Below are 14,716 nucleotides of genomic sequence, written 5' to 3'. Positions count from 1 at the left end.
ATTGAAATATAAACATTTGTATGAGTAAAGAAAAGGGGAATGGCGTGAACGCCGAGAAGCTAAAAGCCCTTCAGTTGACACTGGATAAGATCGAGAAGTCTTACGGTAAGGGCACCATTATGAAACTTGGAGATTCGGCGGTTGTGCCCGTTGAGGCCATCAGCACAGGCTCTCTGACACTGGATTTGGCCTTGGGCACCGGAGGCCTTCCACGTGGACGCGTGGTAGAGATCTACGGCCCTGAATCTTCGGGGAAGACCACTTTGGCCATTCACGCCATTGCGGAAGCACAAAAGGCCGGGGGCATTGCCGCTTTTATTGATGCCGAAAACGCCTTCGACAGCAACTATGCCAAGAAACTGGGCGTGGATATTGAAAACCTGCTGGTGAGCCAGCCCGACAATGGTGAACAAGCCCTCGAGATTGCTGAGAACCTGATCCGCTCAGGGGCCATTGACATCATCGTCATTGACTCGGTTGCTGCCTTGACCCCAAAGAGCGAAATCGAAGGGGAAATGGGTGACTCGAAGATGGGTTTACAAGCCAGGCTGATGTCGCAGGCCTTGCGAAAGCTTACCGGTACCATCAACAAAACCGGTTGCTGCTGCATCTTCATCAACCAGCTGCGCGAAAAGATCGGCATCATGTTTGGTAATCCCGAAACCACTACCGGTGGGAATGCCTTGAAGTTTTATGCCTCCGTGCGTCTTGATATCCGTCGCATATCCCAGATCAAGGAAGGCGATACCGCAGTGGGCAACCGAACGCGTGTGAAGGTGGTGAAGAACAAACTAGCTCCGCCCTTCCGTCAGGCCGAGTTCGATATCATTTATGGCCAGGGCATCTCGAAAGTGGGTGAGATTGTGGACCTTGCCGTGGATCACAACATTGTGAAAAAGTCCGGTTCCTGGTTCAGCTATGGGGAGACCAAGCTGGGGCAGGGCAGGGATGCCGTAAAACAACTGCTCCTTGACAATCCCGAACTCTCAGAAGAGATAGAAAATAAAATCAGGGAGGCGATAAAGGAAACTGCATAGGTTTATTTTCGAAAAAACTGACTAAGGGGCCCCGGTGGCCCCTTTTTATTTATTATTTAGATTTGATTTAAATTAGCTGGCTTGCTGTTGATTTGTATGGGTAGTTTCAGTGGAGGAATTCATTAATTAGTATATTTGACGTTTTTAGCGCGCAATACTTGCGTTTCAAAGGGATTTCAAATCATTTTCCAAAATGAAAACCACGCTTTATCGATTGTTCTTCCTGTTCATTGCCTTAAGCCTTCATGGTCTTGTGATTGCCCAACTTCCTTATGAGGTGGTGATGGTCAGGGGCAAGGTTTCATACAAGGGGCAGGAACTTAAACGAGGAGACCGGCTGGAGCTTCCGGATCTTGATGTCGCCTCCAATATGCAGGAGGAGGCAGGTCAGCTTGACTTTGGCGCTGACCAGGATTTTTTGCAGTTGCTTGATGCCAGTCGTCGTAAGATCGTAGTAATCCCTGCCCAGGCCGTGAAGCCGGGTCGTGACCTGATGCTTGCCACCCGTGGAGTGAAATACATTCGCAGTGACTTTGAATTCCAAAGAGCCTTTTCGCCCGGGGAGTCTGCACTTGTCCTCCTTACGGAAGATACTGTACTGTGTCGCGGTCTTGAACAATACCGGTTCAGTGGACCAATCCAATTGGTTGCACAGTATGACCTTGAGGGGGAAACCTGCCAGCAGGTTTTGGGGCAGAATGATACCCTTTTCCTGACCCGCAGCCATCTGTTTGGTGGAATTGGCCCGGATGGGAATGAAACCCTGAACTCTTTTGAAATGAATGAAATCAGGCTATTTCTTGTCGATGTCACTAATGGTGAGGTCACCCCGCTTGAACCTGATATTGCCCCTTTCAGGCTGTATTTTCTGGATGATATCATTGCCTTTTTTGCCTCGGCACGCTTTGAAGGCCTGGTGATGGACAAGGATGCTGTTTATCAAATGCTGGTTTCTAACCTGATAACCTTGCGTCAAATACAACAGGCCTTTGGTATTTTTACTCCTGAAGAAGCCCGTGAATGGCTTAAAGAAAAGATTGAAAAGGCCTATTTACAGTATGACTAATCCGATTATGAAAGGTTTTCTGACAACCTTTATCCCCTTCTTGTTTCTCCTTCCGGCAACAGTTAAAGGGCAGGACAAGAAGGAAGGAATGCAGGTAGGTTATGATGCGTCCGGTACTATCAACCAAGCGATGTATTACAAGGACGGTCAACCCCTGACCTACTGGGTCCAGACTGGCGATGTGACTCAATTTGAAGGTCACTGGCCTGCGCAAAGGGTTCTGGATTACCTGAACAAGGCCTTGGATATCAAACTGAATATTTCCCTGTCCACCTCCATTTGCCTGGAGCGCATTGGCGATAACTACCTAGATGTCTATAATGATTTTGAAAATACAGAGAAGTTCTACCTGGCGGCTACCTATATCCTTGAGGAATTGGGAAATACCCAAAGGGCAGGGTATATGTATTTTTACCTGGGTTTGCTTTATCACGACTTTAATCACCCCGAGGCAGCCAGGAGCTATTACAGCAAGGCTCTGGAGGTTTACAAAACGCTGCCTGATCCTTATGAAAGTGGATATGCCACTGCACTCAATCACATTTTCCAGAAATATAATAACGAAAGAGAGTATCAGCAGGCCATTCCATACATGGAGGCTCTCGCAGCGCTTTACCTGACCCATGGCGACCGGGTCGTGGAGGAAAAAATATCCCTTCAGGTTCAGCTGGGTGACCTTTACTGGAATGCCGGACTCAAAGAGCAGGCGGTGCAGAGCTACCTGGGAGCTGTACCTTTTTCCCGTGAACATTATGGTGCTGACTCAAAAGAGTATCAACAGGTGATCCTTACATTTGCCAAACAGTTCTGGGATCTGGGCTACCACAAAGAAGCAGAACCCCTCTACAGTGAATTGCTGGCACTGAACACCCCCGGAACCCTGGAAGGGGAAATGGAGATCCTTGGAAAGTTATTGGAATTTTACTTTGGGTATCTTAACTGGCAAAAGCTTATTATGGTTCACGAGCGTTTAAAGGTTCTCCTCGAGCCTTTAGGTGAAGACAATTCCATTTATCTGAGCATAATTTCTTCTTTGGGGAGTATTTATAGCCAGGTGGGAGAATTTCATCAGGCTGAAGACCACCTGTCGGAATACCTGAAGAGTTTATTGAAGACCCAACCTGAATCGGATGAGGAAATCGGATCCACGCTGATCACCCTTGCAGGGATTGATTTGAAGATGTATAATATTGAACGTGCCACCAAAAGGGCGGAAGAAGGCGTAGGCAGGTTAGAGCGATCTGGGAAAACCAATCATCCAGCCTATGGCTCTGGTTTGAGTACCCTGGGCATTGCCCTTATGCTTCAGGAGGAATATGAAAGGTCTGAAGAATACTTGCTGCGAGGCCAGGCAACTTTACCCAGAGGTGGTTATAATGAAGTTGATTATGCCATCGGGCTGGGTACCCTGGCTACCAACTATTGGTATCAGGAAAAGATGGAACTGGCTGAAAAACATTACCTGGAAGCCATCCGCTTGATGGAGGAATCCGGTTTCGATCAAATGAGGGAATATTCCAATTTGATGGGTAACCTCTCGATGGTCTATGCCAAAACAGGTCATTATGAAGAAGCCATTGATTGGTCCCGAAAGAGTCTGGACCGTTATGCGCTGCGTAAGGAAAGCCACCATCCTGATTACCTGGCCAATTTACATAACCTTGCTTTATACCTGGAAGGCGACGGGCAGATGGACGCCTCTGTTGATTTGGCGCTGAAAGGCAATGCCGGCCTGTTGACTCAGGTGGACCGAAATCTGCTCCATTGGTCGGAAAGGGAGCTTGAATCATATATTGAACTGAACATCAGCAGGTATTTTGACTTCTACCACAGGCTGTATCTGCATCAGGGGGAAGAACATCCTTCTCTTGCTGGTCAGGCATATGACAATCAGCTTTTCCTGAAGGGTTTGCTTCTTCAGTCAGCACAAAAGGTACAGCAAATGGTGGCTCAGAGCCAGGACAGTTTGCTGAATGATCTTTCTAACAGTCAGAAAAACCTGCGGGAAGAGATTGAGGCTTTGTATGCCCTGCCTGTGGATCAGCGGGTTGAGGATCCTGAAGAATTGGAAGCAACATACGATTCCTTGCAAAAGCGGATCAAGAGAAGACTTGCGGAGGTGTCGGAAACAGGCGCTAATTCTTTTCCCGGGATGGAAGCAGAGGCTGTTTCCTTCCGGCAGATTCGCGAGGCCCTAAGCCAGGGAGAAGCAACCATTGAATTCCTGAGCTTCCGGTATTATGACCTTTTACGGCCAACGGATTCCATTTTCTATTGTGGATTGGTGCTGCGCCCCGATTACGAATACCCGCGAATGGTCTTCCTGACGGTGGGACGTGAGCTGGAACCTTTCACCACACAACATCCTGATCAGGTCTATGCCCCCGGCAACGATCGCCTTTATAAATTGCTGATTGAACCTATGCAGCCGCTACTGGAAGGAGTGAAAAGCATTTACTTCTCTCCAACGGGACTGCTGCACCGCTTTTCCTTTGCTGCCATTCCTATGCCTAAAGGTGGTGTGTTGTCTGACAAATTTATTTTGCATAACCTTGCCTCCACTCGGAACGTTGTTGATGCCCAGACTTCATTCAGCGCGGAAACAGGTATTCTCTACGGCGGCATTGATTACAATACCGATACGGCTACCCTGGCCCGATTAGCAGGGAATTACGAGCATGGGACGCTGTCCGAGGCAGGTGATGAAGCAACCACCCGTAGCTTCAGGGGTTCAGAATGGACTTACTTGCCCGGCACACATGCTGAAGCTGAACAAATTAGTCAATTGCTATCACGCGGGCATATTTATTCATTGACGCTTACAGGTCAGGAAGCAACTGAAGAGTCCTTTAAAGCCCTCAGCGGGCATTCACCCGCTATCATTCACGTGGCCAGCCATGGCTTTAGTTTCCCTCCGGAAGGGGATGAGAATTTCCATCGCGATATGTTGGATCCTCGCACCCAGCAGGTGTTTAGTCTGGCGGACCATCCCTTGCTGCGCAGCGGTCTGTTGTTTTCCGGGGCCAACCAGTCCTGGGTCAGGGGAGTACCTCCTACAGGTGCAGAGGATGGCATCCTGACAGCCTATGAGTTGTCGAATATGGATCTGGAAAAAACCCAGCTGGTGGTGCTTTCCGCCTGTGAAACGGGCCTGGGCGACATCAAGGGAAATGAAGGCGTGTTTGGTCTACAACGGGCCATGTTTATGGCAGGGGTCAGGAATCTGATTGTATCGCTTTGGGAGGTTCCCGATTTTGAGACCATGGAGCTTATGACCCTGTTTTATGCCAGGCTGGTGGTGGGCGATTCCATCGAAACAGCCTTAAAAAAGGCAAGGCAGGAGATGAAAAGCCAGTACCCGGATCAACCTAGCCTCTGGGCTGGGTTTGAGCTGATTCGTTAAATATAAACCATTTTTTTCCTATGAGGCAAACAGGAAACCCGGGTAAAACAAAACAGAAAGCTTCTGTTTGGCGTTTAGGTTTGCTGAAGGCCGGACTGAGTAAGGCCATTCATTTTTTCTTTCCGGGAATGTACTGGAAACATGCTGCCTGGTCGGCATTGCATTCCATATGGTTGATTGCACTGGTGATGCTTTGGCTGGGCTATGTGAACGTGATGGATGGCTTCGGCTTCATGAACGACCATATGAACATGCGGGCCTTTGTGAATGATGTGGTCTTGCGGAAGCCTCCTCCAGATAATATTTCTGACCGATACCTGGTAATCAATACATCCAAAAATAATGCCCTGATGCCTTTGGATAACGATAATACCATTAACACGGTCATTACCGACAGGAGGCTGCTGGCTGAGAAACTGAAGATCCTGGATGAACATTCCGACAAGATCGCTTTTGTGCTCTGTGATGTGTTTTTTGAATTTCCTTCAGCCGATGTTGAAGCCGACAGCCTTTTGCAGGAAGTCATCCAGAGCCTTTCGGCTAAGCAAAAGTTTGTGATGCCTGCCTATTACAACGACCAGGAAAGAACGATGGTGCCCCCGGTATTTGAGGGTACCACAGGGCTTTCTCAATACCGCTCTTCTTATCTCAATGAACAATTTCTGAAGTATTCCTTCATCCTTTATGGTAAGCACAAGCAGGCTCCCCTGGTAGCCTTCGAAGGTATTTCCGGAAAAACCATGGAAAAAAAGAAGTTGTGGTTCATTCCCTATTATACGCTTGGCGGCCGTTGGGCGCTAAACACCATCATTCCGGAGTTCAGATACATCCAGTCGGATTTTGTGGAAGGGCTGAGCTATTTTCATTTGGGCCTTTTCGAAGATTATTTCATTGGCGAGGGGCAGGTAGTGGTCATTGGCGATATTGAAGGTGTTTATGATGTGCATCAGACCATCTCTGCCTTTGCCGCCGGGCCCATAGTATTGATCAATATCCTTGAATCCCTCAGGAATGGTGACAATATCATTGCCCTGGGATACCTGTTGCTGCTTTTTGTGGTCTTCTTTTATGTAACCTATCATACCTTTTTTTATAAAAGGGAGTTGCCGGAAGGCAAATCGCTGTTTCAGCGCATTTGGTTTTTCGTCCTTGAGAAATGGAGCTATTTTGTCATCCTGGCCCTGGTGTATGTTTCGATGATTTTTTTTCATCATTACATTCATATCCTGATTCTGCTCAGTTATTTTGGCCTGATAGAGACTACAGGGGCCATTCTGCGCAAGAAACGTGAACAGCAGGAAGTTTAAGGCAGGTCCCTCATGAACTGCAAGATTTACGGTGAATATCCTTTCCTCGCCTTTTTTATATTGCTATTTTTATGGTCGGAAATCAACCCGTTGAATCGCATCACATAAAACCAAAACAACATGAAGAGACTTCTCCTACTTGCCAGCCTCTTACTGGCATTTTCGGTCACGCTGCCGGCTCAGCGCAAAGCCATGATTCCAGAAGACCTCTGGGCGCTGAACCGCATCAGCGATGTGCAGGTGTCGTCCGACGGAAGCCAGGTCCTGTATGGGGTGACTTCTTATGACATTGAAGCCAATAGCGGAACCCGCGACCTTTTTGTCGTGGCGGTCGAGGGTGGACAAGCCCGCAACATCACCCGTTCTGAGGCTAGTGAGGCCAATGGCGTTTGGAGGCCCGACGGATTGAAGATCGGTTTTATCCGCGACGGGCAATTGTGGGAAATGGAACCCGATGGCAGCAACCCCATGAAGCTTACTGAGATTGCCGGCGGGATCACCGGATTCGGGTATTCGCCTGATATGAAGCACATCTTCTTTACCAAACCAGTGAAGATGCTTCCCACTGTTCAGGATCTCCATCCAGATCTTCCCAAGGCAAATGCCCTAATCTACGACGACCTGATGTACAGGCACTGGAACGACTGGTCCGATGCCTATTACAGCCACATCTTCCTTGCTCCTTATATGGACGGGATGATCGGCCGCCATTGGGACATTATGGAAGGGCAACCTTATGACTCCCCCGTGGCGCCCTTTGGAGGCAATGAACAGATTGCCTGGACTCCCGACGGCAAAGCCATTGCTTATACCTGCAAAAAGCTTGAAGGCAAGGAATGGGCTGTAAGCACCAATACCGATGTTTACCTTTATGAACTGGCTGGAGGGCTGACTAAAAACCTGACGGAATTCAATCCGGGCTACGATAAAAACCCGGTCTTCTCACCCGATGGCCGCTATATGGCTTGGGAGAGCATGGAACGGCCAGGCTTTGAAGCCGATAAGAACCGCATCCTGATCATGGACTTCCAGACAGGCAACTGGCACGATTATTCAGAAGGCTTCGACCAGAGCTCCGACCACTTCGTTTGGTCACTTGACAGCAGAATGCTTTATTTTCTGAGCGGGGTAAATGCCACCTATCAGCTTTACTCCCTGGATATGGGCAGTGGTCGAATTAACCAGATTACTAGCGGTATGCACGATTATCAATCTGTTGCCCTGGCAGGGAAATACCTTATCGCCCAGCGCATGAGCATGTCGATGCCCACTGAGATCTACCGCGTAGAGACAGGCCTGAGGGGCGCTGCACAGGAAGCCATCACTTCTGTAAATGCGGAGGTGCTGAATCGCATCGAATTGGGCCGTGTGGAACAACGCTGGGTGAAAACCACCGACGACAAGGATATGCTTGTTTATGTGATCTACCCACCCAACTTCGATCCCAATAAGAAATACCCCGCCCTGCTGTATTGCGGGGGAGGCCCCCAGAATGCAGTGAGCCAGTATTTCTCCTACCGCTGGAATTTCCAGATCATGGCAGCCCACGACTACATTGTCGTGGCCCCCAACCGTCGCGGCTTACCTACCTTCGGACAGGAGTGGAATGACCAGATCAGCCAGGATTATGGTGGGCAGAATATGAAAGATTATTTCAGTGCCATCGATGCCGTTGCGGCCGAGCCTTATGTGGATGAGAACCGTCTGGGTGCCGTAGGGGCAAGCTATGGGGGATTCTCCGTTTACTGGCTGGCAGGCAACCACAACGGGAGGTTTAAGGCTTTCATCGCCCATTGCGGGATGTTTAACTTCGAGAGCTGGTATGCCAGTACAGAGGAGATGTTCTTTGCCAACTGGGATTTGGGCGGCGCTTACTGGGAGAAGCCCCAACCGCATAGCTACGATTTCTCTCCGCACAACTTCGTGGGTAACTGGGATACGCCCATCTTGGTGATTCACGGGGGCAGAGATTACCGCGTGCCCAAATCCGAGGGGATGCAGGCCTTCAATGTAGCCCAGCTGCAGGGCATCCCCAGCCGCTTTATGTTCTTCCCCGAAGAAAGCCATTTTGTGCTCAAGCCCCAGAACAGCATCCTCTGGCAACGTGAGTTCTTCAAGTGGCTTGATCAGTGGCTTAAATAATCAGGGCTTTTTACGTAAGTTTTTTTTCTCAGACTGGAGGCGCTTGGTCTCCAGTCTTTTTTTTACGCTGGCGCCCGTGGGACGGGTGCGAACCCGTTTCTTGGGGATATGAAGGGCTTTTTCTACCCATTCATAAAACTTCGCAATGCAGTCTTCCTTGTTTTTCGCCTGTGATCGGGTCTTTTCGGAACTGACCATTAATTCACCTTCCGCATTGATGCGCTTCTTGAGTTTTTGCAGGATCCGTTCCTTTTCTTCCTCATTGAGTAAGGCAGAATTTTCAATATGAAAGTAAAGCTCCACGCGGGTTTCAGTCTTGTTCACATGTTGCCCGCCCGGCCCACTGCTGCGTGCAGTCTGAAAACGGAGCTCGGGAAGAAAATTTCGCTCAGCAACAGGAGGGAAGTTCATCATTCAACGGGTTTTAAAGGCCGGGGTATTTGCGAACTCCGGCAATAGGAATAACAATTACCAAAGATAAAACAAGTTGAAAGATTGAAACAACAAGCTTCGGGTGTTCATTTCCGATGAATTTGGATAAATTTGTTTAACAAAAGCTTTGAACATTTTGAAGAAAAATAAAAACAACAGGCTCTATGACTGGCTGGCAATATCCCTGGTAGTAATCCTGGCTGCCGTGTTCCTCTTTTTTAAGCAGGAAAAGCCTATGCCAAACCCTGGCTTCTTTGCTTCCACCCAAACCATTGATCAATCCTCTCTACAAACTGAAGAAACCTATAGTGAAATGGAAACCCCTTCCGAAAGTCAGATCCCTTCAATTCCCCTTGAGCTTTTGCTGGGAAACCTTGATCCCGCCACCAATGACCAGTTTGTCCGGATTGAGGAAAGTTTTGCAAACCGTTCAGGAATGTTTATGCACCGTGAAGCCTATGAAGCCTTTGTGAAAATGGACTCAGCGGCTCAAGCTGATGGGGTGAACCTGACCATCGTTTCTGCCATGCGTACCTTCAGCCATCAGCGCCGCATATGGAACGACAAATGGAATGGCAGGCAAATACTCGAAGGCAACATCCGTGCAACCAGTATCGCCGACCCCGTGGAGCGTGCCCGTGAGATCCTTCGCTTTAGCGCCATGCCAGGGACTTCCCGTCACCATTGGGGTACCGATATCGACCTGAACAGCCTGGTGAACAGCTATTTTGAGTTGGGGCAGGGCAAGAATGTTTACGACTGGCTATTGGCCAATGCCTCCCGCTATGGCTTCTGCCAGCCCTATACCGCCCGCAATGCACAGCGCCCTGAGGGCTATGAAGAAGAAAAGTGGCATTGGTCATATAAGCCTTTAGCTGCAAAATATCTTTCAGCTTTTGAAGCAAGCGTCCAATACGATCATTTGAAAGGTTTTGATGGATGGGAAACCGCAGAAGAACTCAAGGTGATTGAAAATTATGTATTAGGAATAGATGAAAAATGTAAAATGAAAAATTAAAAATGATTAAAGTTAATGATTAGCTTCTCATACACTCACCATTCATCACTATTTACTCTTTCAGATCTTCCCGGTAATTGATGTTATGAAACATTTCCTTATGGTAAAAGGGCTGGTTGCTTAGTTCCGGGTAGGACACCTTCAGCCCTTCAAGCATATCCAGTATCCTGAATTTTTTCTGCTGAATGGCCTGTTCTACTGTGATCAGGCATTCTTTTTTCATGGCCATGCAAAGGGTCTCGCGAAAGCCATTATTCAATGGCACGGCGGCTTGGTAATTCCCAAGATGAGACAACAAGAAGGGAAAGACTATGCCCTTCACCCCGGGCATATCGCAGCCCAGGAAGAAAACCACCTTTCCCTTTGCGTGCGAAAGTCCGCTATGCATACCACCCAGCGGACCACAATCGGGATAAAAATCCACAATGGTTTTAAGTCCTGTAAAAGCATAGGCTTCAGGCTGGTTGGTGCTTACCAGCACCTCCCCGCAAAAAGGCTGCAGGATTTCGATGGCGCGCTGCACCAAGGGCTTTCCGTGGTAAGGGAACAACCCCTTATCGGTGCCAAAGCGGCTGCTTTTTCCCCCGGCAAGGACCACCCCCGTGAGTTCCTCTATCTGATTATGCATTTTCATTCCTGGATGTTTTAGCTTGTCAGGATTTCTCTGATCTTCCCAAGTATTTCTTCTTCAGGCATTTCTTCAACCTCAAGCATTACAGGATCGCCCAGGGCCCAAAGGCTGGTGATGCTGTCTATGAGCGATGGCCTGACCACAAGCAGGGTAGGCCCGATGCGTCTGGATAATAGATCCCGCAGGGGTTCTGCCCAGCCTTTCCCTTTCAGCTCCAGCGGGCCTGCTTCATCCACGATCAGCAAGTCGCTTTTTAAGGCCGCAGGTCGTTTCAGGACCTGAATCCCAAAATCGTGTCCATCCTCCAAAAAGGAAAAGGGAATGGGGTTGTCCTGGTGGCTTTCCCCTGTTCGGGTGGCGTAAGGTACTTCCTGCCCTGTTGAGAGGTCACGAATCAGGTAGCCGGTCCTTTTGCCTTCAAGCATAACGGCCGGAGCAGCAATGCCTGCAATGCTGTGTCCTTCCTCCCGGAGCCTTTGCGCAAGGTTCAGTACGGTGGTAGTTTTGCCCGATCCCCGCCCGCCCGTCAGGATGACAACCCCGGGTTGCGGCTGCCGGCTTTTCATATACTCAAGAGCAGGTTCAAGATTGCCTGCCAGTTGCTGCAGGGCATCTCCGGGCCTTTTCCAGGATTCCCTTTTTGGGAGGATCTCCAGCAAGAGGGGAGTAGTTTGAAAAGCAATGCGTGAGGCCATCAGGAAATTGCCCAGGTTTCGCTGCCTGAACCATCGCGTCAGGGCAGGATTGCGCAGCTCCCGCCCCAGTGCCCTGAAGCCGGTTATGACTACCAGGGCCCGCAGGCCCATATTCATGCCGGTTTGCAGTCCTTCAACGCTCAGCCAGTGCTGGCTGGGCTCCTTGCCAAGCAGCAGGCCTGAGAGCAGGGCCAGGATAAACAGGCCAATCCAGAAACCGGGTTTCTGCAATACCCCCCTCAGTAAAGTTCGGTCATACCAGGCCGCAATGGTTAACAGGCTAGTCACCATCAGGATGGAGGGTAAGGCAGACAGTTTCTGCAGCAGGAGCAGGGCACTAATGAGAATGGCCAGAATCAGCAGAGGTGTCCAGGTGGAGGAATGGCTAGGGATATCTGCTTCGTGCTTTTGCCGCAAACCTGAAGGGGAAAGGCTGTCCCAGGCAATGGGGTTTGTTTTTTTTGTGGACCTGGACACCATGATGCCCAGCACGGCCGCCAGCATCCCGCCGGCAAAAAACAAGGACGCCAGAACCCACAAGGGGGTCCAGTATCCCGGGAAGCTAAGGCCGGTATTCACAAAGAGATAATCCACCGTTCGCTGATACAGGTCCACCATCGATGCCCCATAAACGATCAGGGCAGTGAGGATGCGTTGCACCAGGTTCCAGCTCATCGCCAGTCCCCCGCCTGCCAGGTAAGCTGCCGGGTTGCGTCCGCCCAGCACTACGGCTCCCTGCATCAGTAAGGCCTGGGCGCTGATGGCGATCATCGGCCCAAAGATGGCGTGGCTGGGGGATAAGGTTTTAAGGGCAGCACAAATGATGCCTGCCCGCCAGATCAGTCCGCGCTGTGGCCACAGGCGGTGACCGGCTATCATCAGCAAGATGCCAATGGCCGTGAGCAGGTTGCTGCTGAATGGGATCCGCAAGTTGTGCAGGAAAGAGCCCAGTACGATCTCTGAGGCGCCCCACAGGCTTCCTACCACGGCCGCTTTTAGCCATATGTCACGGTTTTGATCTGTCAAAGCCTATACCCCCACCCGGAAATAGGATGCATAAAAAATATAACGTCCGCAGATCTCCGAAAGGACCAACAGCGCAAAGGCCAGGTAGGCCCATCCGGCAGCCCCCCGGGCACTCAAATTCAAAAAACCCGGGTACCACCAGGCCAGCAGCGAGAAACCCAGAATCAGAAACAGCAGTCGGGCAGCCTTCCAGGCAAAAGGGACCACCGGGGCAGGGAAGGAGGAAGCTTGCTGCACCTCAGCGGGGATCAGGGTGGTGAGAAGATGTATGAAAACCCCAAGGGCCACCACGAAAAACAGGATGCTGACCACCATCCGAACCTGGAATACCTCAAGGCCTTTGGCGTGCAGGAAAACAACCATACAGATCATTACTCCTGCACCCAGCAACAGCCCGCTGTTGAAAAACTTCACCACCGTCAGGGGCGTGTTCCAGGCTGGCACTGTAGGAATCATATACAGGCGCGCCATTGTCCAGATGAGGGTGATGCCCGCGATGAGAGAAGCCAGGTAAAGGATCTTAAAAGAAGCTGGGGAAGGGATGCCGAAACGGGCCGAACTCCAAAGCATGGCAAGGCTGAAGAGGAACAGGGATACCAGCAGGATCTCCCGGCTCAGGAAGCTGCTGCCAAAATTCCCGAGGGCGAAGACCGAATGCAGGGGCCTGCCCAGATGAAGGAATGAAAGCACCAGCGCAACTCCCATACCTGCCATGGCCGTGAAACTTACCAGGCGCCTGAGCTCACCCCCGGCGGTAAGGTCCTGGGTCCTTACGAAAAGGAAAATCACCAGGCCAGAAAAAATGATCCCCATGCTTAATTGCGAAAGCAGGGTGAAAAATATCAATGGCCATTCGTTGCTTTGCATTTATCTGACCTCCTCAATGTTAGCGATATGTGCTTTATGTTTCTCTGAGATATTAACCCCCGGATGGGGTTTAACCACCAAAGCCGGATCAGTATAGGTATTATTTGGGAGGGGGAAAACCTCGTTGACGCTCCCATAGCGCTCCCTGAGGGTTTCCAAATCGCCGAAATCAATGGCGCGCATGGGGCAGGCCGCCACGCAGGCAGGGGGCTGGCCTTGTTCCAGGTAGTCGATGCAGAAGTTGCACTTGGTCATAATCTTTTGATCCGTATCGAACTGAAGTGCGCCATAGGGGCAGGTCCATTCGCAATAGCGGCAGCCCATGCATTTCCGGGCATCGATCAGCACTACCCCCAGCTCATTCCGGGTGATGGCCTTGTTGGGACAGGATTTCAGGCAAATGGCATCCTGGCAATGATTGCAGGCCATCGAGACGTGCCACGAGAAGATTTCGGGCACCCAGGCTGCACCCTGCTGTACCCATTCGCCTCCGCTCACCTCATACACCCTGCGCCAGCGCACCCCCATCGGCGAGTCGTTCTTGTCCTTGCACGCCACCTGGCAGGTCTTACAACCCGAACAAGCCGACGCATCAAAAAAGAAACCCAGCTGCTTTTCCATACCCCTTAAAATTTTTCATTTTTCATTTTTTACTTTTCATTTTCCGGGCTTCCACCATGATCGTATGCTGTGCATTCCCAAAAGCCAGGGGCGTCCAGCGGTGGCTGGTCAGTACATTGACATTGCCGCGGCGATCGACGCCATCCTCATCTGGCGCCCACCAGGCGCCCTGGGGGATATTGACTACCCCGGGCATAATTTTTTTGGTGAGCCGGCAGGGGATGGCCAGTTTTCCGCGATCGTTGTATACCATTACCATATCCCCATCCTTAATGCCACGTGGTTCGGCATCCAAAGGATTCATGAATACCCTTTGCGGGAAGGCTTCTTCCAGCCAGTCGATGCCATCGTGGGTAGAGTGCACCCGCGGCATATAATGATGTCCAAGGGCCTGCAGCGGAAACTTTTGGGCCTCTTCCCCGAAAGGGCTTTCCCATTCCTGTATGTACTTCGGAACGGCAGGAATGGTAT

Annotated in this window: 12 protein-coding genes; 6 read left to right on the top strand and 6 right to left on the bottom strand. The window is 50.3% G+C overall.

The window, feature by feature from the left end; genetic code table 11:
- The first annotated feature begins 20 nt into the window (after window positions 1–20).
- From recA to V2I46_10210, 5 genes are all read left to right on the top strand, one after another.
- The gene (gene recA / locus V2I46_10230; protein MEE4177875.1) at window positions 21–1,037 is read left to right on the top strand and encodes a recombinase RecA; all 1,017 of its coding nucleotides are present in this window, start codon (window positions 21–23) and stop codon (window positions 1,035–1,037) included.
- 193 nt (window positions 1,038–1,230) lie between these two features.
- A complete protein-coding gene (locus V2I46_10225) occupies window positions 1,231–2,103 on the top strand; it encodes a hypothetical protein (GenBank protein MEE4177874.1) in 873 nt (290 codons plus the stop codon).
- Window positions 2,096–5,506, top strand: a complete 3,411-nt coding sequence (locus tag V2I46_10220; protein MEE4177873.1) for a CHAT domain-containing tetratricopeptide repeat protein — start codon at window positions 2,096–2,098, stop codon at window positions 5,504–5,506. The genes V2I46_10225 and V2I46_10220 overlap by 8 nt, the downstream gene beginning before the upstream one ends.
- Before the next feature lie 20 nt (window positions 5,507–5,526).
- Window positions 5,527–6,813, top strand: coding sequence for a hypothetical protein (locus V2I46_10215; protein ID MEE4177872.1), 1,287 nt, complete (start codon window positions 5,527–5,529; stop codon window positions 6,811–6,813).
- A 120-nt stretch (window positions 6,814–6,933) separates the two neighbouring features.
- A complete protein-coding gene (locus V2I46_10210) occupies window positions 6,934–8,955 on the top strand; it encodes a S9 family peptidase (GenBank protein MEE4177871.1) in 2,022 nt (673 codons plus the stop codon).
- Here V2I46_10210 and arfB read toward each other — a convergent pair whose 3' ends face one another.
- Window positions 8,956–9,369, bottom strand: coding sequence for an alternative ribosome rescue aminoacyl-tRNA hydrolase ArfB (arfB, locus tag V2I46_10205; GenBank protein MEE4177870.1), 414 nt, complete (start codon window positions 9,367–9,369; stop codon window positions 8,956–8,958).
- Window positions 9,370–9,523: 154 nt separating this feature from the next.
- On the opposite strand from arfB, the gene V2I46_10200 reads away from it, so the two are divergent.
- Window positions 9,524–10,405 (top strand): M15 family metallopeptidase, encoded by an 882-nt coding sequence (locus V2I46_10200; protein MEE4177869.1) that lies wholly within the window; start codon window positions 9,524–9,526, stop codon window positions 10,403–10,405.
- 52 nt (window positions 10,406–10,457) lie between these two features.
- Here V2I46_10200 and V2I46_10195 read toward each other — a convergent pair whose 3' ends face one another.
- The 5 genes from V2I46_10195 to V2I46_10175 form a co-directional block, all read right to left on the bottom strand.
- Entirely contained in the window at window positions 10,458–11,039 is a 582-nt protein-coding gene (locus V2I46_10195; protein MEE4177868.1) for a molybdenum cofactor guanylyltransferase, read from the bottom strand.
- A gap of 11 nt (window positions 11,040–11,050) precedes the next feature.
- Entirely contained in the window at window positions 11,051–12,757 is a 1,707-nt protein-coding gene (locus tag V2I46_10190) for a nucleoside-triphosphatase (protein MEE4177867.1), read from the bottom strand.
- Window positions 12,758–12,760: 3 nt separating this feature from the next.
- Window positions 12,761–13,624 (bottom strand): DmsC/YnfH family molybdoenzyme membrane anchor subunit, encoded by an 864-nt coding sequence (locus tag V2I46_10185; GenBank protein ID MEE4177866.1) that lies wholly within the window; start codon window positions 13,622–13,624, stop codon window positions 12,761–12,763.
- Window positions 13,625–14,245: a DMSO/selenate family reductase complex B subunit gene (locus V2I46_10180; GenBank protein MEE4177865.1), complete on the bottom strand. Its 621-nt coding sequence runs from the start codon at window positions 14,243–14,245 to the stop codon at window positions 13,625–13,627. It lies immediately after the preceding gene.
- A gap of 22 nt (window positions 14,246–14,267) precedes the next feature.
- A partial coding sequence (locus V2I46_10175; GenBank protein ID MEE4177864.1) for a molybdopterin dinucleotide binding domain-containing protein occupies window positions 14,268–14,716 on the bottom strand: 449 nt, incomplete at its 5' end.

The organism is Bacteroides sp. (assembly GCA_036351255.1).
Lineage (GTDB): Bacteria > Bacteroidota > Bacteroidia > Bacteroidales > UBA7960 > UBA7960.
Note: the sequence above shows the minus strand (reverse complement) of the source record. Positions and strands in the feature narration are given on the sequence as shown.